The 19,308-nt window shown below is 52.6% G+C and carries 16 protein-coding genes; 5 read left to right on the top strand and 11 right to left on the bottom strand.

Going from position 1 to position 19,308, the window contains the following annotated elements; genetic code table 11:
* Window positions 1-61 precede the first annotated feature (61 nt).
* Window positions 62-511: a DUF302 domain-containing protein gene (locus RG807_RS08160; protein WP_309044447.1), complete on the top strand. Its 450-nt coding sequence runs from the start codon at window positions 62-64 to the stop codon at window positions 509-511.
* 6 nt (window positions 512-517) lie between these two features.
* Here the strand turns inward: RG807_RS08160 and RG807_RS08155 are convergent, their stop codons facing one another.
* Both RG807_RS08155 and RG807_RS08150 read right to left on the bottom strand, forming a co-directional pair.
* Window positions 518-1,333: an alpha/beta hydrolase gene (locus RG807_RS08155; RefSeq protein ID WP_309044446.1), complete on the bottom strand. Its 816-nt coding sequence runs from the start codon at window positions 1,331-1,333 to the stop codon at window positions 518-520.
* 30 nt (window positions 1,334-1,363) lie between these two features.
* Window positions 1,364-2,866: a flavin-containing monooxygenase gene (locus tag RG807_RS08150; RefSeq protein ID WP_309044445.1), complete on the bottom strand. Its 1,503-nt coding sequence runs from the start codon at window positions 2,864-2,866 to the stop codon at window positions 1,364-1,366.
* Window positions 2,867-2,997: 131 nt separating this feature from the next.
* On the opposite strand from RG807_RS08150, the gene RG807_RS08145 reads away from it, so the two are divergent.
* Window positions 2,998-4,020: an AraC family transcriptional regulator gene (locus RG807_RS08145; RefSeq protein ID WP_309044444.1), complete on the top strand. Its 1,023-nt coding sequence runs from the start codon at window positions 2,998-3,000 to the stop codon at window positions 4,018-4,020.
* 113 nt (window positions 4,021-4,133) lie between these two features.
* Here RG807_RS08145 and RG807_RS08140 read toward each other — a convergent pair whose 3' ends face one another.
* The 8 genes from RG807_RS08140 to RG807_RS08105 all read right to left on the bottom strand — a co-directional run bounded on the left by RG807_RS08140 (window position 4,134) and on the right by RG807_RS08105 (window position 14,491).
* The gene (locus RG807_RS08140; protein ID WP_309044443.1) at window positions 4,134-5,789 is read right to left on the bottom strand and encodes an acetolactate synthase large subunit; all 1,656 of its coding nucleotides are present in this window, start codon (window positions 5,787-5,789) and stop codon (window positions 4,134-4,136) included.
* 53 nt (window positions 5,790-5,842) lie between these two features.
* Window positions 5,843-7,456 (bottom strand): FAD-dependent oxidoreductase, encoded by a 1,614-nt coding sequence (locus tag RG807_RS08135; protein WP_309044442.1) that lies wholly within the window; start codon window positions 7,454-7,456, stop codon window positions 5,843-5,845.
* Between the two features lie 38 nt (window positions 7,457-7,494).
* Window positions 7,495-9,234, bottom strand: coding sequence for an N-acyl-D-amino-acid deacylase family protein (locus RG807_RS08130; protein WP_309044441.1), 1,740 nt, complete (start codon window positions 9,232-9,234; stop codon window positions 7,495-7,497).
* A gap of 64 nt (window positions 9,235-9,298) precedes the next feature.
* Window positions 9,299-10,000, bottom strand: a complete 702-nt coding sequence (locus RG807_RS08125; protein WP_309044440.1) for a FadR/GntR family transcriptional regulator — start codon at window positions 9,998-10,000, stop codon at window positions 9,299-9,301.
* Between the two features lie 117 nt (window positions 10,001-10,117).
* Window positions 10,118-11,101: an EamA family transporter gene (locus tag RG807_RS08120; protein ID WP_309044439.1), complete on the bottom strand. Its 984-nt coding sequence runs from the start codon at window positions 11,099-11,101 to the stop codon at window positions 10,118-10,120.
* 127 nt (window positions 11,102-11,228) lie between these two features.
* Complete coding sequence (locus RG807_RS08115) at window positions 11,229-11,963, bottom strand: ribonuclease activity regulator RraA (protein WP_247116062.1); 735 nt, start codon at window positions 11,961-11,963, stop codon at window positions 11,229-11,231.
* 83 nt (window positions 11,964-12,046) lie between these two features.
* Window positions 12,047-13,624, bottom strand: coding sequence for an aldehyde dehydrogenase (NADP(+)) (locus RG807_RS08110; protein ID WP_309044438.1), 1,578 nt, complete (start codon window positions 13,622-13,624; stop codon window positions 12,047-12,049).
* Between the two features lie 90 nt (window positions 13,625-13,714).
* Entirely contained in the window at window positions 13,715-14,491 is a 777-nt protein-coding gene (locus tag RG807_RS08105) for an SDR family NAD(P)-dependent oxidoreductase (protein ID WP_309044437.1), read from the bottom strand.
* A gap of 531 nt (window positions 14,492-15,022) precedes the next feature.
* Between RG807_RS08105 and RG807_RS08100 the strand changes: the two genes are divergently transcribed.
* The 3 genes from RG807_RS08100 to RG807_RS08090 are packed head-to-tail and all read left to right on the top strand — an operon-like array spanning window position 15,023 to window position 17,990.
* Window positions 15,023-15,991: a Bug family tripartite tricarboxylate transporter substrate binding protein gene (locus tag RG807_RS08100; protein WP_309044436.1), complete on the top strand. Its 969-nt coding sequence runs from the start codon at window positions 15,023-15,025 to the stop codon at window positions 15,989-15,991.
* Window positions 15,992-16,017: 26 nt separating this feature from the next.
* Entirely contained in the window at window positions 16,018-16,488 is a 471-nt protein-coding gene (locus tag RG807_RS08095) for a tripartite tricarboxylate transporter TctB family protein (protein ID WP_309044435.1), read from the top strand.
* Window positions 16,488-17,990 (top strand): tripartite tricarboxylate transporter permease, encoded by a 1,503-nt coding sequence (locus RG807_RS08090; RefSeq protein ID WP_309044434.1) that lies wholly within the window; start codon window positions 16,488-16,490, stop codon window positions 17,988-17,990. The genes RG807_RS08095 and RG807_RS08090 overlap by 1 nt, the downstream gene beginning before the upstream one ends.
* Before the next feature lie 97 nt (window positions 17,991-18,087).
* Here the strand turns inward: RG807_RS08090 and RG807_RS08085 are convergent, their stop codons facing one another.
* Complete coding sequence (locus tag RG807_RS08085) at window positions 18,088-19,095, bottom strand: hypothetical protein (RefSeq protein ID WP_309044433.1); 1,008 nt, start codon at window positions 19,093-19,095, stop codon at window positions 18,088-18,090.
* Window positions 19,096-19,308 lie beyond the last annotated feature (213 nt).

Below are 19,308 nucleotides of genomic sequence, written 5' to 3'. Positions count from 1 at the left end.
TTGAAACCACGTGCGACAGAAGGTCGTACTGCAGGCACAAACATCGTCATCGAGGTATATCATGAAGACAATCAAGTACGCTGTCGCACTCCTTCTGGTGATGGCTTTCGCCCAAGCCCAAGCCGCTGGCCTGATTTCGGTTAAGAGCCCCTACAGCGCTGAAGAAACCATGAACAAGTTCGAAGACGTTGTGAAAGGCAAAGGCTTGAACGTTTTCGCGCGCATAGATCATGCAGCAGGAGCTGAAAAAGCAGGTATGGCGCTCAGGCCTACTGAGTTGCTGATTTTTGGCAATGCACAGGGCGGAACCCCGTTCATGAAGTGCGCACAAACTGTCGGCATAGACCTGCCACTCAAGGCCTTGGTTTGGGAAGACGAATCAGGACAAGTATGGCTGGGTTACAACGACCCGACGTATTTGGCCAAGCGCCATGAGGTTCCCGAATGCGCGGTAGCTGAGAAGCTTGGCGGTGCACTGGCAAGTTTTGTAAAGGCGGCATTGGCGCCATAGTAAGGCCTAACCCGTAAGTGGCTGGGAGTGAACTTTAACTTCCAGCCACTCGAATATCTCAGCCCGAACCTCCGGGAAATATGCCCCACCCACCGTCCAGTGGCAGCAATTTTCTATTTCGATCAAGGAAGCTTGCTTCCCGAAGCGCTTAGCGATGCTGCGCTGAATAGTTATGGGTGTAATTCTATCGGCGGTGCCACCCACTATCAGAACCGGACACTCGATGCCCTGAGTGTTCACGTATGTGGCAGACCTGCGCCCCAGCAAAGAACCAATGCTAATCTGAAAAGTGGCCATACCAGATTCATAAGTGCAGCTTTCGTATATGTCTCTCTGTACAGCCGCACTTTGGGCATTCGCAATGCCGTACTCCACATTGGCCAGCCCGACTTCAGTCACCTTCGTCCACAAGGGGAATCGCAACAGGTTGCGCCCCAAGGTTCGAATTGCCGACCAGCTCAGGCCGTTTATGCCTGCGGGTGGCGCGGAGGATAAGAGAACCAACCGATCACAGGGTACTTGGGCGGCCACCAACTGGGCCAAGAGCGCGCCCATTGAATGCCCTACCAGAATGGGCGGAGCATCCAGGCGTTCCACCTGCTCAACAATATATGCCACATAATCCTGTACACGGGTTTTGGCCAGTTTCGCCCGGCTGGCCTCCGTATGCTCGGCTTTGGGGACATGGTATGGGAGGCACAAAGAATCCGCAGTATACCCTTGAGCAACAAAAGCCTCTTTCACATCGCTCAGAGTGTTCTGATCGCTCCACATCCCGTGAATCAGTAAGACCGTCGGCTTACCGCTGTGCACCTTATCCATACCCTTCCCTCTTTTTATCGTAGGTTGGCCTCAGGCCGTAGCGGCTTGCTGAAGATCTGACTCCCGGGAGGATGCGGAAGCTGCAGCTTCAAACTGCACGTTCCCATCATCCACAGAGTCGTTAACCAGCATTTTTTTATCCTTACCGTAATGCATGGTTATCCTCCAAGGATCGGCCTTACCCTGCCGGGGCATTTTGTCGATTGCTCGCATGATATAGCCAGGTGCAAACCCTTCCAGCACACTCGCATCGGTCGCGTTATTCCCTTTGTCTACTGCTGTGGCGACTCGCATTCCCGCTTTGTCCATGTGAGCGAGCAGTCGACACAAATAGCGCCCACCAATATCGCACTTGAGGGTCCAGGGCGCGTTGGTATAGCCAAAAATCCACCCGTAATTGGGTACGTCCTGAATCAAAATGCCCTTGTAGGCCATTTTTCCGGGCAGGTTCACTTCTTCGTTGTCGATACTGAGCGTGGATCCACCCATCAACTGAATATTCAACCCAGTGGCCGCAACCACAATATCTGCTTCGATATGCTGGCCGGATTTCAACACAATGCCCGTTTCATCAAATTGGTCGATGTGGTCGGTTACCATCTCCGCCTTACCGGAGTTCAAACTTTCGAAAAAGTCGCCATCGGGCGCCGCACACAAGCGCTGGTCCCAGGGCATGTACTCAGGTGTAAGGTGGCGTTTATCTACGTTTGGCGCATGTTTGTACATGTGCGACAAAAACATCTTGCGCATCGCATTGGGCCAACGCTGGCAAGCCAGGTAGATAGCACGTTGAAATAGGATGTTGCGTCGACGGGCCAGTTTGAACACCCAGGCCTTTGGCAAAATCTTGTTCAACACCATGGAGATTTTATCGGTGTTCGGCAAAGACATAATGTAGCTGGGTGAGCGCTGCAGCATGGTAACTTTTGCCGCTTTATCCGCCATGGACGGCACCAGTGTTATTGCCGTAGCTCCACTGCCGATGACCACCACTTTTTTACCACTGTAATCGAAATCCTCAGGCAAGCTCTGGGGATGAACGATGTCCCCGCTAAAGAGTTCTTCCTTGGGGAAGCTTGGGCGGTAGCCCTGATCGAAGTTGTAATACCCGGCACAGTTAACGAGGAAGTTGCAGCTCAACACCTTCTCTTCGCCGGTGGCTTCCTGCACAGAGGTGAGGACCCACTTTTGATCTTTGGTGGACCAATCAGAGTTTTTGAGTTTCAGGCCAAAGTGGATTTTCTCGTACAGCCCAAACTCTTGTGCTGTTTCACGCACATACTCACGAATACCATCACCCTGGGCCAGCACCTTGTCGGAATACCAAGGTTTGAAGTTAAACCCGAAACTCGCCATGTCGGAGTCGGAACGTATGCCGGGATAACGGAACAGATCCCAGGTGCCACCTACATTTTCTCGACGTTCCAATATCGCCATAGATTTTCCGGGGTGTTCCCGGGCTATGTGGCTTGCCGTTCCAATGCCGGAGAGCCCGGCACCGATAATAATGATGTCGTAGTGTTTGGTAGTCATTCGAGTGTCCTTCTTGTTATTAGTCAACCAACGTTAATTTTGATTCTCGCAAACGCCACCTTGACAATATTGACAAAACGAGACAAATTTTTAATAAATCACGACACCTGATCCGCTGGAGCGGTACCCGCATGGCTAACTTGATCAGAGCAACTAACCTGAGGGGCTTCGAAAAGCTTATAGCGCAAAGAGGTGAAAACCCACTGCCCCTGCTGGAAAAATACAACATCCCTTCAGATGAACACCGGGATGACAGCAGCTTTTTGCCGTTCCGAAACCTCGCCGACCTTCTTGAAGACACAGCTAAAACGCTGGACTACCCAGAGCTTGGCTTAAAGCTTGCGGAGTCCCAAGGGCTGGATATTCTCGGGCCAATCAGCGTTATTGCCCGCAATTCGGGCACCGTAGGTGAGGCAATCAACAATATTAGCCGCTACCTTCACCTTCACAGCCCCGCCTTGAGCATAAGAGCAACACACAGCAACTCATCAGGCTCTGAGAACATAAAGTTTGAATTTAACATTGATGATGAGAATGCTGGAGGATATCACCGTCAAAGCTATGAGCTGAGTCTCTCTAACTCAATGCAAGTAATGAAATTGTTGTGTGGCAACCTTTTCAAACCCTCTAGCGTCCATTTTCTCCACGGCCAGGCCGCTGAAACTCACATCTATCGGGAAGTGTTTGGCTGCGAGGTGCACTTTAATCAGAGCTGGTGTGGCATGCGGTGGCCGACGCAAACGTTTCAGCACCCTCTATCAAGTGCAGACCACCAGACGTTTGGACTCGCGGAACAGTACTTATCTTCCCAGCGGCCTCCGAACGCACAGAGCCTCTTTGAGGACGTAACCCGCCTCATCGTTACTCTGCTACCTACAGGGCAATGCAAAAGTGACGTGGTTGCTGACCACTTCCACATAGACAAACGCACACTGCAGCGCCGTTTGGCCAAGGAAGGAACCTCTTTTGCGCAGCTGCTCAATGCCGAAAAAATTAAACTCGCGAAACTGTATTTGACGGAACCAAACCTGAAGCTAACGCAGATTTCCGGATTACTTGGCTATTCTGAGCAATCTGCTTTTAACCGAGCTTGCCGTGACTGGTTTGGCGTGTCGCCGCTGCAGTATCGCAAACAGCTAATTGGTCGCAAATGAACTCAGCACTCTCCCGAACCACCGCCTAACTGCCTTAGTTCAGAGGCTGATCCGGTAATCCCCCCTAATAAATGGGGGGATTACCCCAGCGCCAAGACATGGGGTTTCCCGTGTCAGGGGGCAATCTTATTCTTCAGGGTACGAGTGACCGACACAGGCAAACTCGGTAATGAGCGCAATACCCAAGGCAGGATTTTCCGTTTCAAACCGCTGAGGGACTCCGGAACCATGGCCTCGATCAAGTGAGGGCCTGGCTGTGACAGCGCATATTGAAGGGCGTGATTGAAAGCCTCGGCAGTGTCTACCCGAACGCCATGAACCCCCATGCCCTGGGCCAGCTGGGCGAAGTTCAGCACAGGGCCATTCAGATCCAACTGGGATTTCGCTTTCTCTCCCACCTCTTCCGCGCCTACACGTTCCAGCTCAATATTGAGCACCGAGTAAGACGCGTTATTGAAAATGATGGTAGTCACATTTAACTGCTCACGTGCCATGGTCCAGAGTGCTTGGATGGTGTACATAGCCGTGCCGTCGCCAATGAGCGCAATCACGGGCCGTTCGGGACAAGCAATCGCGGCGCCCACAGCGTTGGGCAAGCCCTGGCCAATGGCACCTCCGGTGAGGGCAATCATGTCGTGGCGAGGTGAGCCAGCGGTCAGGGCGTTCAGCATGAGGCCTGAGGTGATGGCCTCGTCGATAATAATGGCGTTCTCTGGCAGGTAATGGCCAACGGCTTTACAGACTTTGGGTGCGGAGAGGCGGCCACGGGGTGCCGACGGGCGCTGCAGCTGCTGAATCTCGGGCTGGGCATTGTTGGCTCCCAGTGCCTCAGCCAGTTTTTCAAGACTGGCCCGGGCATCCTGCTCCGGGCTGGACAAGGTGTGAACAGCGCAACTGTCTGGCACCAGATAACTCTTTTTTCCGGGGTAGCCAAAGAAGGAAACGGGAGCCTTGCTGTCTACCAGAATAAGGTGCTCAATGTCGACCAATTGAACGCCCGCCAGTTCTGCTAAATAAGCCACGCGTTCAACCGGGGGCAAGCCTTCGCCGCGTTCAATACGTGTCGGGAAGGTTTCTGCCAGCAATTTCACACCGTTGGCGGCGGCAATTTTAGCGGCGGCCATCAATGCCGGTTCCCGCAGAGCTCTGCCACCCAGCAACAGTGCTGTTTTCTTCCCGGAGCGAATGGCGTCAACCGCACCTTGAATGGCACCGGCATCGGCCACTGGAGACTCTTCCTGGTTCGGCAAGGCACAGGGGCTACCACCCTCTCCCCACGAGACATCAGCGGGCAGAATCAGGGTAGCTACCTGGCCGGGCAGGCCGCGTGCGGTGGTGATGGCGTCCACGGCATCCTTGCACAGTTCGGCCGTGGTTTGAGATGTTCGGACAAAACCCGGTGACACATTACGGGCGACGGTTTCGATATCGGACTGCAGCTGGGCATCGTATTTCACGTGGTCAATGGCGTGATCACCAACGATGTTTACAACCGGCACTTTACCCTTGCGGGCATTGTGCAAATTGGCCAGGCCATTGCCGAGGCCGCAGCCCAGGTGCAGCAACGTTGCGGCGGGTTTGTCGGCCATCCTGGCGTAGCCATCGGCCGCACCCGTTGCCACGCCTTCAAACAGTGCCAGCACAGCGCGCATATTTGGTTCATCATCGAGCGCCGCTACAAAGTGCATTTCGCTGGTACCCGGGTTGCTGAAACAGACTTCAATACCAGCGTCCACCAGGGTTTTCATCAGGGCTTGGGCACCGTTCATCGCTATTCTCCTTGTTATTTTTTATCAACATCCAGCTAGCTGCTTTGGCTGAATCATGAGCCCGACAAGATCGACCGTGCTGCTGCACGTGCAGTCAAAATACAACCGGGCAAAAACGTGCCTTCCAGTGACCGTTTGCCGTTACACCCGCCACCACCGAAACCGGCTGCTTCACCCACACAGTAGAGCCCTGGTATCGGCTGGTTATCGCCCCCAAGCGCGCGAGACATAAGATCAGTGCGCAACCCACCAAGGCTTTTACGGGTAATCAATTGCATGCGCACGGCAATGAAAGGACCGGCGCCTTTCTTTTGAAGTGGCGCAGGCTTGCAGGTGCGTAGTTTATCCGGCCCCCACTCTCGGGCCTGCAAAATTCGACGAATCTGCTCATCATTTTCAATCTTGTTGCCCGCGGCGAAGTTTGCATCGAACGCATCAGCGGTAGCCTGCAGAGTGGCCGGATCAACATCGTGGGACTGGGTAAGCGTATTCATTTTATCGGCCAGTTCAGCGAGTGTGTCTGCAACGAGAAATTCATCGCTCTCACGGGCCATTTGTTTGACGAGATTGTGATTGCCGGTGAGCGTCTCGAACACAAAGCGAACCAACTGTTTGTCGCGTATACGCTGGTTGTGCTCGGCTCCGGATATGGCGAATTCCTTTGCCGCGATGCGCCAGTTCAACAAATGCCAGGTCCAGGGCTGTTCCTGTTCGGCAACACGCTGGCAAAGCCAATGGGTGTCGAAACCGGTGACCAGTGGCTCCGGGCCAATCCGCTTGCCGGTGTGATCAAGCCACAGGGCAGATTTGCACGGGATGGTCGACAAACCGTGGCCTTTAAAATGAGGATAGGGATGATGAAAGCCGGCGGCGTAGTTCCACATTTCGCCTGGGTTGACGATTACACCGCCCAGCTTGTTAGCCACTTCGTGATGCAGTTTTCCATCGGCGTGAGGGTGCGCCCCATTCAGCATTGTTTTCGGCATGGGGCGATCTTGCGGCCAGTTGGCGCGGGCCTCTTGATGACTGCCGTTGATTCCACCGGTGGCCACCACCACTCGGTTTGCAGTAAAGCTGACGCGCTCACCGGTTTCATCATTCGTGGCGCTGGCACCTGTAACACGGCCACTACTGTAGTCCAGGGCGTCAACGCTGTGCCGATGGAGAATGGTGAGTCGATTCTCCTTGCCAGCATCGCGCATGGCGGAAATTAACGTGCAAGTGAGCTCACGGGAGGTGCCGTACACTATGTGATAGCGCGGCACACTGTTTCCCTCACCTGACCGGCCTCGTTCAACCCAGTTCACCGCAGGCAAAAACTTGATTCCCTCCGCTTTCAGCCAATCGTGCACTTCGCTGCAGGAGTTCTGCGCATAATAACGAGCCCAAGCCAGGGAATGCTCATCGCCGGTATCCAACTCACCGAAGCTGATCCAGTCTTTCAGAGCCCGCTCGGGATTATCCGAAATACCCCGTTTGCGTTGCAACGGTGTGCCAACCAGAGCCATCCCGCCAAACGCCCAAAGTGCCAGCCCGCCCAAACGCTCCGGCGTATCCTTGTCTACCAGCGTAACGGTTTTACCCGCCCGAAGGAGTTCCAGTGCGGTGACGATACCGGCAATTCCGCCGCCAATAACAAGAGTGTCTGAGGCAATTTGGTTGCCCATTAAGGAACCCCTTCAGGCTAAATGTGTGAACCCCGAATTCAACGGGCGGGAATAAACGAACCGTAGCCCGACTCGCGACCAAACTCCGGCAAGAACTGCTCTTTATCCACCGCCAGTTTTCCATTAATCATAACGGTTTTCACTATGCCCGGGTTGCGGTTGACCAGTCTTTGAAGGTCAAAGTTTTCCATTTCGCCCCAGGAAACCTCTTCGAGGTTCTGTGCAAACCCTGCTGGGTCCAATACCACCAGATCGGCTCGATCACCCACCCGGATCTTGCCGGCTTCGATGCCAAACCAATCGGCTTGATCGCCCGTCAAGCGGTGAACGGCCTGCTCCATGGTCATCACCGCATCACCCTCGTCGATGGATTCCTGAACCAGTTTCAACATGCGAAGCGGCAAGTTGTAGAAGGCCATATTGCGGATGTGGGCGCCAGCATCGCTGAAGGTAATGAGTGTGGTGGGGTCTTTTACCAGCCGCTTGAGAACCTGTTTTCGGTGGTTTCCGACCGTGGTGTACCAGCGTATTTTTTTACCGAACTCCACAACCAGATCGAGAAACAAGTCCACAACATGGATACCCCTTGCGCTGGCCACTTCTTCAAAGTTCTTACCGATCAGTGATTCATCGGGGCAGTCGATGATCATGGCGTCACCGAAATCCCTTTGCCAAACCCGAGGGCTCAGTTTCTCACCATAGAATTTGCGGAAGTTACGGCGGTATTCTTCACTTTGCAGGAGGTCGTTTCGCTCCACCGCGTCTTTCAAGTCCAGAGCCATTTCCCCTGCCCCAAACTCTTCAAAGAACACAACATCAATCCCGTCTGCGTATACCGTGAAAGGTGTCGGCAGCACCTGCCAGCGAAAGTCTCCCCGCAGGGCATTGGTAAACATTGAAGTTAGTCTGGTGAGGGTTGTGAGCGCGGCGCTGCCTTTCAAGTCCATTTGGCTGATCAAGGTGGTTTTTAACGGCCGCCGCAACAAGCCCACACACTCCCGCACGTATTGCAGAATCTGCAAGGGCGTAGCGGCATTCGGCGCGCCTTGGTGTACCCGGTTATACTGGCGCACCAACTTGTTCAAACGTGCGACCTCGCCCCACTTGGCGTAAGTGCTGGGCAAGCTCTTGGACCACTCCCGATCACCATCCACCTTGTCCCACTTCAGGCACATCGTCGACAGGCCGAGAAACCCTTCATCAAGCGCCTCTTTCAGCAAACCTTCCATGATCTGCATTTCTTCTTCGGTGGGCTGGACGGCCAAATCTGTGGCTCGGCTTAATCCCATCACCCCAACTCGCATGTCGCTGTGGCCCAGCAAGCTGACAACATTCGGGCCAAGGGGCATCTGCTTGATGTGCTCTACCCACTGTTTTGGGGTCGACCAGGTTTTGTGCTCCTTCAAGATGGGCAGTACCCGCTCCCTCGGTACAGTTTCAACGCGGGTGAAAATGTCTGAGGCATCCTCATAGTCACTGCAGATCATGCTTAGCGAGCAACTACCCACCAGCACCGTCGTTACGCCATGACGAACCGATTCGGAAAGGCTCGGGCTCACCAGCAATTCGGCATCGTAATGGGTGTGAGTATCCAGAAATCCCGGTGTAACCCATTTGCCAGCGGCGTCGATTACTCGGTCGGCCTGATCATGGGGAATGGTGTCTGCAGTAACTGTCGCAATGCGGCCGTCTTTGACCGCCAGATTGCGAATGGAAGATGGTGCGCCAGAGCCGTCGAAGTACCGGCCGCCTTCGATGATGAAATCGTACGGGGTCATCGCGTTATCTCTTTTTGGATCTTGTTATTGTAGGTATTCGATCTTATCAGGATAACTGAGAGTTTTACTCGGTAACTCCTTCAAACATTCTCCGTCGAGCATTCTCCAAGTGTTGGCGCATGCTCTCCCCTGCCTTATGTTCATCCTTTTCGGCAATGGCATTTACTATAGCCAGATGTTCGTCCTGGACTATTCTCAAACGCTTCTCTGGCGCAAGCAACGACAGGCCTCGCGTTATATTCATGCCTTCCTTGATACTTTCGTGGAGGGACTTGAGAACAGTAGCGTAATAGTGATTGCTTGATGCCTCAGTAATCGCCAGATGAAGCTCGAAGTCTTCGTTCGTTGCCAGGTCATGCTTGCTATTTGCCTGATTGATCGCTTCGTACTTTTCCCATATGCGCTTTAGCTGCTCATCCGTTCTTCTAATTGCAGCCAGGGAGGCCGCGCTGGACTCTACATTGGTACGAAATTCAAAACACCGCTGGATATCTGCAATGCTGGCTATGCGCGCAAACTCTAACACTGCACTATCTGGACGATTAATTACAAAGCTGCCTGACCCACGACGGGAGATAACCAGGTTATCCTCACGCAAGCGTGCAAGCGCCTCTCTCAGTATGGGGCGAGAAACGTTATAGGCTTCACACAAATCGGCTTCTGTCGGTAACTTCTGATTAACCGGATACTCACCGTCGATAATGGAAGACAAGATCCTCTCATACACAACCGATGATAAAGAATGCTTTTCAGTTTTTACTCTCATTCGCTATGAGCCTTAATTGCGCACTCTCTAATCCATGAGTGCACTTATGAAAATACGCTAAAAATAACGGTGCTCTAAATGACGGTACTCTAATGGCTACGAATATTGGCCTCAAACCTAGGAGTCTGCCATACACGTTTCTCCACACTTAACGGTTTTAGATTCACGAAGAGGCCGTGACAACTGCCTGTCAGGTATTTTGGTATAGGCGAGCATAACGATTCCGCTAACCACAATAAAGCTGCCTACAACCTGAATCCCGCCTAAAACCTGATCAAGAATCAGCCAACCAAATATCAGCCCGGCCACAGGCTCGACGTTCATTACCGGTGCGTTGCGAGCAATGTCCAGCCGCGTAACGAGGGTGAATAATACTGAGAAAGCCGCTCCATACAAAATGGCCAGGCTGCCTAATGCAACCCAGCCCATGGAAGCACTAGGCAGGCTCATCCCATCTGGAACCAGCCCAGCAGCGCCTGCGATAGCGGTCGACGCAAACACCACCATAATAGTAAGCATACTGCGCACCAACCCCGGCATACTCCCCAGCCGATGATCTGTAATCCATAGAGCACAAGCAAAGACTGCCGCGGCCGTGATGCCGAACAGCAAACCTTCCACAAACCTGATATCTATTTCGCCGGAATCCGAAAAACGAGAGGGCAAATCCAGCGCCAGTGCCAGCCCAAACAAAATGAAAAGCATCAGCAGGCTAGCCGTGCGTGATGGGCGTGCACCACCCAACGCCCAAGTGAGCAATGCAAGCATGATCGGCGCAAGATTAACCACCAGGAGCGCCAGCGCAATCGGGATTCGCGCCACGGCGGAATAAATGCTGAAGCTTTGAATGGCGATAAGCAGCCCCATCACCAGCTGCCAACCCCAGGCTTGTGGCTTGAATCGCAGCGATTCACGGCGCCAAACTACCAATAATATAAGGCCGACCATGGCCACCCCTGAGCGGAAGAGTATCGCTACCAACAACCCGGCGTCGTGATCGAATGCAATACGGGCGGCAACATGGTTGCCAGCGAATGAACAAGCCAGTATTACAAGAATCAAAACCGCAAATTGGCGGGGTAATTGAGCAGTCGACGTCATGGCAGCAGCTTCCACTTCAGATAGGTTTACTCGTCAACAACAGAATGGCCTATGTCCGGAATTACTGTGCGGTAGGCCACCCGATGCAGGTGACCTACCGTTCAGATCAGCACATACCCAGGCCTTGTTAACGACTTTCCATGTAACGCTTGTATTCAGCCTGAGCGTCTTCGCTGGGAGGGTATAGTCCGATGACGGGGGTTCCCGTACGGACTTTCTCAAGTACGTAGTCTTCAAATGCCTCCATTTTTACAGCTTCTTCAGCCACCTCATCTGCCAGCTCCAACGGAATGACGATGATTCCGTCGTCATCACCTACCAATACGTCGCCCGGGAAAACAGCTACCCCGCCGCAACCAATGGGTACCTGAATATCAACCCCGTGATGCTTGGTCAGGTTCGTTGGTGCGCTGGCCTTGGCGCAGAAGATCGGCATATTCATGGCTGCCGCATCTTTAGAATCACGAATACCTGCGTCGGATACAAATCCCGCGCAATTACGGTATTCCAGGCGATTCAGCAAAATGCTTCCTGCGCTTGCGGCGGAGGCATCCTGACGACAATCGGAAACCAGCACCATACCTTCCGGAACAGATTCTACGGCAACCCGCTGCGGGTGCTTTGGATCCCTGAATGCGGCAACTGTATCTATATCTTCCCGTGCGGGAATGTAGCGCAGAGTGAAGGCTTGGCCGACCATTTTCACCGAACCACTATTTATTTTGCCGACGCCTTGAATGTACGTATTACGGAGGCCTCGCTTAAACAGAATCGTGTGTAGCGATGCGGTAGAGGCCCGCATCAGCCCTGCTTTAGCCGTGCTGGATAGGGTTTGCTTTGGAGCGCCTTCAGAAATGCCCATGTCATATTCTCTTTTTGGTATGTAGTGGATAGAGCGCCCGCTGGTTTTGAATCGCGGTGCGCCTTGCTTACAAATTGACGGCCTTACTCCCGCGCGCCATCGACCAAACGTGAAACCGCCAAGGGGTTTCCGTCTCTAAGCGCATCAGGTAGTAGTGCTTGCGGTATCCCTTGATAACAAACCGGGCGCAGGAAGCGCTGAATGGCCGCGGTGCCAACAGACGTGCTCCGGCTATCAGAAGTGGCCGGCCATGGGCCACCGTGAACCATTGCCTCACACACTTCGACACCGGTGGGCCAAGCATTTGCGAGAATTCTTCCGGCTTTACGCTCCAGGGTCGGCAGCAGCGCCTCAACCATGGAGTAATCGGCCTCGGCCAAGTGAACCGTGGCCGTCAACTGGCCTTCCAAATGCTCCAGTACCTCTTGAAGTTGAGCCATATCGGAGCATTCGATAATCAACGAGCAGGAGCCAAACACTTCGGCGTGCAAACGCTCATCCTTGATGAAGTCAGCCGCACTCGCTGCGAACAAAGTGCTGTGGCATGGACTGTGTGAATCACTATCAAGCTTGCTTGTGGCGACCTCTTTAGCCTTGCCAGTCTCCCGCAACTGCATCAGCCCGGCGCTATAGGCTGAATGTATACCCGGTGTCAGCATGGTCTGCGGCGCACTTTTAATCACTTCCTCTGCCGCAGCGTGCTTGAAGCGATCCAGCCCCGCACCCTTCACAGCGAGGATCAACCCAGGGTTAGTGCAAAACTGCCCTGCCCCCATGTTGAGTGACGCTACAAAAGCTTGCCCCAGGGTTTCGGGCGCTTCTTCCAGAGCGGCCGGCATGAGTACCACAGGGTTAATACTGCTCATTTCAGCATATACGGGTATCGGCTGCGGGCGGTTGTTTGCAGCTTTCATCAGTGCCGTTCCGCCACTCCGTGAGCCAGTGAAACCAACTGCCTGAATACGGGGGTCGGTAACCAGTGCCTGGCCCAACTCTTTGCCAGCACCATAAAGCAATGAAAACACACCGGATGGAAGCTCACAGATAGCCACTGCTTTTTGCACGGCACGCCCGACCAGCTCAGATGTCCCTGGGTGAGCAGAGTGCGCTTTGACGATAACCGGGCAGCCCGCCGCCAATGCAGATGCGGTATCACCGCCGGCAACCGAAAAAGCCAAAGGAAAGTTACTGGCACCGAATACCGCTACCGGGCCAATGCCGATACGCCGCTGCCGCAAATCGGTGCGCGGCAGAGGGCTGCGATCAGGCAATGCAGGATCGACCCGCACATCGAGCCACTCGCCTGCACGAATGACTTTCGAAAAAAGCCGCAACTGGCCGCAAGTTCGACCGCGCTCACCTTCCAGCCTGGCACGAGGCAAGCCGGTTTCCTGCATGGCACGCTCAATCAACACATCCCCAACTGCTTCAATTTGATCAGCAATTGTTTCGAGAAATTCCGCTCTGCGTGTCAACGATGTCTCGCGATACAGGTCAAATACTGACCATGCCAACCGGGTTGCTTGCTCGACCTCTTCCTGGCCGCAACTGCCGTAGCCGGGTTCAATACGTTGGCCGCTAGCCGGATTGATTGCGTAGATCGGCTTGCCCGTCGCTGCAATGGATTCTTGCCCGATGAGCTGGTGTCCTTTGAGGTGCATAAAAGAATACCCTGAGATAGATATGAAGTGGGCGCCCCGCTGAGTTAACTGGGCGCTATAACATGCACAGCTGTTACCGGATGAGCGCCATTACGGGCACATCTGGCCTCCGTTAACGTCAATTACCTGCCCGGTGATGTAGCCACTTGCCTGGTGTGAGGCCAGGAACAAATAGGCGGGAGCGCACTCCTCCGATGTACCGAAGCGGCCCATGGGGATTGAATTGCGGATTTTCTCTTTCAGTTCAGGGCTTTTGTCATCGTGAAAAGCGGTATCGATTGTGCCCGGCGCCACAACGTTGAACCGAATATTGCTGGCAGTCAGTTCCTTTACCCAGGTTCTGTGTAAGTTGTGAATAACTGATTTGGAACCGCCATAAAGGCTCGCGCCAGGACCGCCACCCTCACGCCCAGCTATGGAGCCTGTGCTGATAACAGCTGCTGTGGTGCCAGTTTTGGCCGCAGACTCTTTAAGGTGGGGCACTGCGTATTTTGTTGTCATGACAACAGAACGAATATTCAGATCAAAAACCAGGTCATAAGCCGCGTCATCCAGGTTTTCAAGGCGCTCTCTTACACCCAGGCCGCCCGCATTGTTAACCAATACATCCAACCCACCGAATTTTTCGACAAACTCATTAATAAGTGCCGCGCACTCTTCGCTACGGCTCAGGTCGTGCTGAAAATAGGCAAAGTTGGCACCGATAGCTTCAAATTGTGCAATTGCCTCCTCTGCTGCAGCGTCCACAACGTGGCTGTTAATTCCCACAGCTGCGCCTTGCTTGGCAAATTCCAATGCCGCCGCAAGCCCAATTCCTTTGGTTGAACCAGTAACCAGAACTTTTTTATTTTTCAGATCATTAAACATGTCAGTTCCTTGAGTCTCTTGAATAAGCTTTAGGTGGTGCGAACGGGATTAGCGATACCCCATCGCAACTGCCAGACGTTCTCAATATAGCCGAGACTCTAACGCCAATCAAACAAATTTTTACAACTTTCTCGTTATTACATTATCCAGTCAGCTGATAGCCTTGGGGCGCTCCTCTAGATCAACCCATGGCAATACCCAATTCACGAAAATACAATATTTCACTATAAAACAATGATCTACGCATATCTTTCGGATATTATATAGGCCACCAACCTACCCGAAGAGGTACCCGCTCGCCCACAGATGTGGGCTAAAGCACCCGAAAAACCGTAAAATATCTCTACTAAGAAATAATTGTTGTAAATACTTGCAAATTTTTTACCCCACAATGATACTCCCTCAAGCAAACGGACTCCTGGGAGCTCCTGTCTGCCATTGGCTTCAAATGGGCACAGCAGCACACATACTCTTTTTGTCGTGCACGCACCCCGCCAATCATTAAACCATCTAAAAATAATGAGGTTTGTAATGAGCACGCTACCCAAAATTCTATACGCCACCGCACTCACTCTCGCAGCAAGCACCGCGTTCGCTGCCACCCCGTATCCCGTAAAGCCGATTACGCTGATTGTTCCCTGGTCTGCTGGAGGCGGATCAGACGCTGTTGGTCGCCAATTGGCAATGGGGCTACAAGAAGAGCTTGGACAACCGGTAAACGTTGTAAACAAAACAGGTGGAGCGGGCGTGATTGGGCACATGACCATGAAAATGGCAAGGCCAGACGGTTACACCTTGGGGCTCGGCACGGCTGAAATTGCAACGTACAAGCACATTGGCACGGCAGACATTTCGTACACAGACTTCACACCCATCTCACTACTCAACGTTGATTACGCGACATTTACCGTTAATGCCGATTCGCCCTGGAAAAACCTGGGTGACGCATTGAGCGACCTAAAAAACAATCCGAACACATTCACTGTTTCAGGCTCAGCTCCAGGTGCCGCTTACCACTTGTCATTTGCGGGCTTTATCGACCAGCAGGGCATTGACCCCCAGACGATCAACCTGGTTCCAAGCGAAGGCGCTGCTCCGGGGTTACAGGAACTGGCAGCTAACGGCGTGCATATTGTTTTCAATTCACTCCCGGAAACCGAGCCGATGAACAAGTCTGGCCGCACTCGCACACTGGCCGTGCTGTCGAACGACCGCCTGGAGAGATTTCCCGATGTGCCCTCTGCCAAAGAGGTGACTGGCGACGAGTGGACTCAAGGTTCATGGCGCGGCTTGGTTGGCCCGGCAAACCTGCCTGAAGATGTCACGAAGCGCTTGGCTGTAGCAGCAAAGAAGGTGTTCAACTCTGAGTCATTTCAGACATTTATGGCGGGGCGTGGATTTGGCGCGGTATGGGCTGACGCTGCAGGGTTCAAAGCCTACATGAAGGAACAAGACGAAAAGAATGCCGTAACAATTGAAAAGCTTGGCCTGGCCAACTAAGCCGACACCACCCAGAGGACAGCCATATGCGCAGTAATGACAAGATCACAGGGCTGGTGACAGTAACATTCGGGGTTTTGGTAATAACCAACTCCAGAGGGCTGGCAAACCTACCGCAGCAGGATTATGGGGCGGGAACCTTCCCCATCGTTATTGGAGGGCTTTTGATCGCGTTTGGAGGACTTTTGACCCTGAGGGGATTGAGCAGCAGCGCTCCCCTGATGGTCTGGGTTAACGACGTCCCGATCAAACGCTTCTACCTGACCTTGCTGGCAATTATCGCAGCAATAGTCGCGTACATATTGCTGGTACCGGTTGTTGGATTTCCTATTGTCTCTACTGTTCTGTTGAGCCTTCTACTGTATGGCTTTTATCGTCAAAACTGGATGCTAGCGGCCGGTACAGCAGTAGCTTCAACGGCTGTCATCTGGGTTGTTTTCGGCCGCCTTCTCCAGGTGCCGCTCGAACTGGGTATTCTGGAAAAGGTGGTCTACTAATGGATAGCTTTCTGGCAGCGACTACGCTCGTGTTCACCTGGGATGTGATGCTTATCGTTATTTCGGCATCCGTTTTCGGATTATTTATGGGTGCGATTCCTGGGCTTACGGCGACAATGGCAACAGCGCTATTAGTGCCGGTCACTTTTTTTATGGAACCGCTACCTGCCATTGCAGCAATTGTTTCAGCGACAGCCATGGCTATCGTCGCTGGCGATCTGCCCGGCGCCCTGCTGCGCATGCCCGGCACACCGGCATCTGCGGTATACACCGATGAAGCCTACCTCATGGGCAAGCAAGGCAAGATTGGTGTCGCGCTTGGCCTCAACATTGTTTGCTCAATGCTTGGCGGCATCATTGGCGTAGTATGCTTGGCGATGCTTGCACCACTTATTGCTGATTTTGCAATCAAGTTTACAAGCGATGAGTACTTCTGGCTCGCACTGCTGGGGTTATCCTGCGCTATTTTGGTTTCAGGCGGGGACCGGCTCAAAGGCGTGATCTCGATGCTTGCCGGCTTGGCTATCTCAATGGTTGGCATGGACAGCGTCTCTGGCCAAGCTCGCTTCACTATGGGTAGCTATGACCTGCTTGCCGGCATCTCCATTTTGCCAGTGCTGATCGGCTTGTTCGCGATCTCAGAGCTCATTCGCCGCATGCCCGAAAGTCATAACCTGCAACAAGAGGTGCAAACACGGGTCAAAAAACCCTTTGCAGGTGTCGGCGGACTACTTTGGAAATATAAGTTCGGCGTAGCTCGAGGCGGCGTGCTGGGAACCTTGATAGGCGCTCTTCCTGGAGCAGGTGCAGATATCGCCTCGTGGATTAGCTATGCCATCGCCCGCAAATTTTCGCGTTCGCCCGAGAAATTCGGCACGGGCCACCCGGAAGGGCTGATCTCTGCGAGCTCGGCCAACAACGCATCACTATCCGGGGCGTATATCCCTGCGCTGGTATTCGGCATCCCCGGCGACGCTATCACCGCGATCATCATCGGCGTTTTAATGACGAAAGGCATTACACCAGGGCCAGATGTTTTTGTTAGCGAAGCCCCGCTGGTGAACGCGATTCTGCTGGTTTTTATTATCGCCAACTTGCTCTTGCTTCCCCTTGGATTCCTGGCCATCAAAGGGGCACGACACATACTCTCAATACCCTCCGGGGTGCTCTTTCCCCTAATTCTCATATTCTGCATGGTGGGCGCTTTCGCTGCGAACAACACGATGTTCGACGTTTGGATTATGCTGGCCTTCGGACTACTTGGTTATGTAATGGCCGAAAATGATTTCCCGGTCGGGCCCTTAATACTGGCCGTGATCCTTGGCCCCATCATTGAGAGTAACTTCATGCGCTCAATCATTAAGGCCAACGGGGACCTAACAGCTTTCGTTGATCGGCCGATTGCAATAACGCTAGCGGTTGCTGCTGCATTGATCTGGGGAATGATTGTGGCTAACGGTATTGCCTCTAGCCGAACGAAAAGCAGGTTGTCCTTCAATTAATAAGCAGGCCCACTCTGAACCACGCGGGGTTTGTGTAGGTGTACCCCCCCATTTTTAGTGGGGGGGGGTTACCGGGCAACCTAAAGAGCTGGTCGCCTCAAAAGTATTTATCAAGATTAGAGCGCACACGCTCCCCCCGATCGGTGATTGCCCCTTCGGGGAACACAGAAAACGAAGGACGGATGTTCGCTTCCTCAAGCGGCTCGCCACTGAGCAGCCTGTCAACTTCCTTCTTGCAGATTTCTCTACTGCGGTTATTTATATCGCTGTTCTCGTAGTATTTCGTTTGCAAACGCTGATCGTTGTGAAATATATAGCAAAGCACATTATGCTCAAACACTACATAGTCTTTCTTCTGAATCGCGTAATCGGAATAACTAACAAGCTCAGAAACGATACTAACCTTAAGGCCATCATCGGAGAAAAAGCTCTTTAACTGCTCGGCTTCATTCGGTGGAAATTTATAGGCAACCCCGGAGGCATTTACTGATAGCTTTGAAAGAAACCTGTCAGAAGACCGATAGGTCGTATGGTTCAAGAGAACCATATCCCTTACCGGTTCAATTATGGGTGGCGTCGACGCGCCCTGGAAAAACGTTCTATACCGACGCAGGGACCCATCATTATCACGGTAGGTTGAATAAGTAAGCGCATCGGTGTTTGGCACTCGAACTTCTTCAAGGCTATAACTCTCGCTTTCGAAATCGTAATCACTGAACTCTGCGAATCCCTCGATAACGAATACGGCATTATCTAACAATGACTCCCGGGATTTACGTTTTTCTTTAAGATCTTCAATTATAGCGCTTCTTACTGCTATTCCTTCAAATTCATTGATATTTACCCATCGCTTTTCATCAACTGATACGTCAATAAAAACATCGGCCAAAATATCGGGCCGAAATTCTGAGTCGCCGTCTTTAATCAAATAAAGCTGATGCCAAAAAGAATCGCTGTGAGCCAGGAAAGCGATATTCTCCAAGTCATATATTTTTGTTGCTCCATCCTCATTTTCAACAACGCCCGGGTGAACCCCCAAAATTGATTTTGTGCTCGCGCAACCAGCCAGCAACAAACACATTGAAAGTAAAAAAAACGTTCTCACTCATCCACTCCTCTTTGCTTGTGTTTTCACTTGAAGGTTATATTTCAGCCAGGATGCTAACTGTGGCCTCCGGGATCCGATGCCGCATGATTCATATGGCTAATTATGAGCACGATCATGCGCCAGATTAACTCGAGGAAAAAGGGAGACTCTGTAAAAGTTTGTTATTTAACTGGTTGTTTTTTATAAACTTGCTTCTTTCAACCTGCCTTA

The sequence above is a fragment of the Marinobacter sediminicola genome (assembly GCF_031157525.1).
In the GTDB taxonomy this organism is placed as follows: Bacteria; Pseudomonadota; Gammaproteobacteria; order Pseudomonadales; family Oleiphilaceae; genus Marinobacter; species Marinobacter sediminicola.
Note: the sequence above shows the minus strand (reverse complement) of the source record. Positions and strands in the feature narration are given on the sequence as shown.

Excerpts from the sequence above, each read along its gene's own strand:
- RG807_RS08160 (WP_309044447.1), top strand. The coding sequence starts at position 62 with ATGAAGACAATCAAGTACGCTGTCGCACTCCTTCTGGTGATGGCTTTC.
- RG807_RS08155 (WP_309044446.1), bottom strand. The coding sequence starts at position 1,333 with ATGGATAAGGTGCACAGCGGTAAGCCGACGGTCTTACTGATTCACGGG.
- RG807_RS08150 (WP_309044445.1), bottom strand. The coding sequence starts at position 2,866 with ATGACTACCAAACACTACGACATCATTATTATCGGTGCCGGGCTCTCC.
- RG807_RS08145 (WP_309044444.1), top strand. The coding sequence starts at position 2,998 with ATGGCTAACTTGATCAGAGCAACTAACCTGAGGGGCTTCGAAAAGCTT.
- RG807_RS08140 (WP_309044443.1), bottom strand. The coding sequence starts at position 5,789 with ATGAACGGTGCCCAAGCCCTGATGAAAACCCTGGTGGACGCTGGTATT.
- RG807_RS08135 (WP_309044442.1), bottom strand. The coding sequence starts at position 7,456 with ATGGGCAACCAAATTGCCTCAGACACTCTTGTTATTGGCGGCGGAATT.
- RG807_RS08130 (WP_309044441.1), bottom strand. The coding sequence starts at position 9,234 with ATGACCCCGTACGATTTCATCATCGAAGGCGGCCGGTACTTCGACGGC.
- RG807_RS08125 (WP_309044440.1), bottom strand. The coding sequence starts at position 10,000 with ATGAGAGTAAAAACTGAAAAGCATTCTTTATCATCGGTTGTGTATGAG.
- RG807_RS08120 (WP_309044439.1), bottom strand. The coding sequence starts at position 11,101 with ATGACGTCGACTGCTCAATTACCCCGCCAATTTGCGGTTTTGATTCTT.
- RG807_RS08115 (WP_247116062.1), bottom strand. The coding sequence starts at position 11,963 with ATGGGCATTTCTGAAGGCGCTCCAAAGCAAACCCTATCCAGCACGGCT.
- RG807_RS08110 (WP_309044438.1), bottom strand. The coding sequence starts at position 13,624 with ATGCACCTCAAAGGACACCAGCTCATCGGGCAAGAATCCATTGCAGCG.
- RG807_RS08105 (WP_309044437.1), bottom strand. The coding sequence starts at position 14,491 with ATGTTTAATGATCTGAAAAATAAAAAAGTTCTGGTTACTGGTTCAACC.
- RG807_RS08100 (WP_309044436.1), top strand. The coding sequence starts at position 15,023 with ATGAGCACGCTACCCAAAATTCTATACGCCACCGCACTCACTCTCGCA.
- RG807_RS08095 (WP_309044435.1), top strand. The coding sequence starts at position 16,018 with ATGCGCAGTAATGACAAGATCACAGGGCTGGTGACAGTAACATTCGGG.
- RG807_RS08090 (WP_309044434.1), top strand. The coding sequence starts at position 16,488 with ATGGATAGCTTTCTGGCAGCGACTACGCTCGTGTTCACCTGGGATGTG.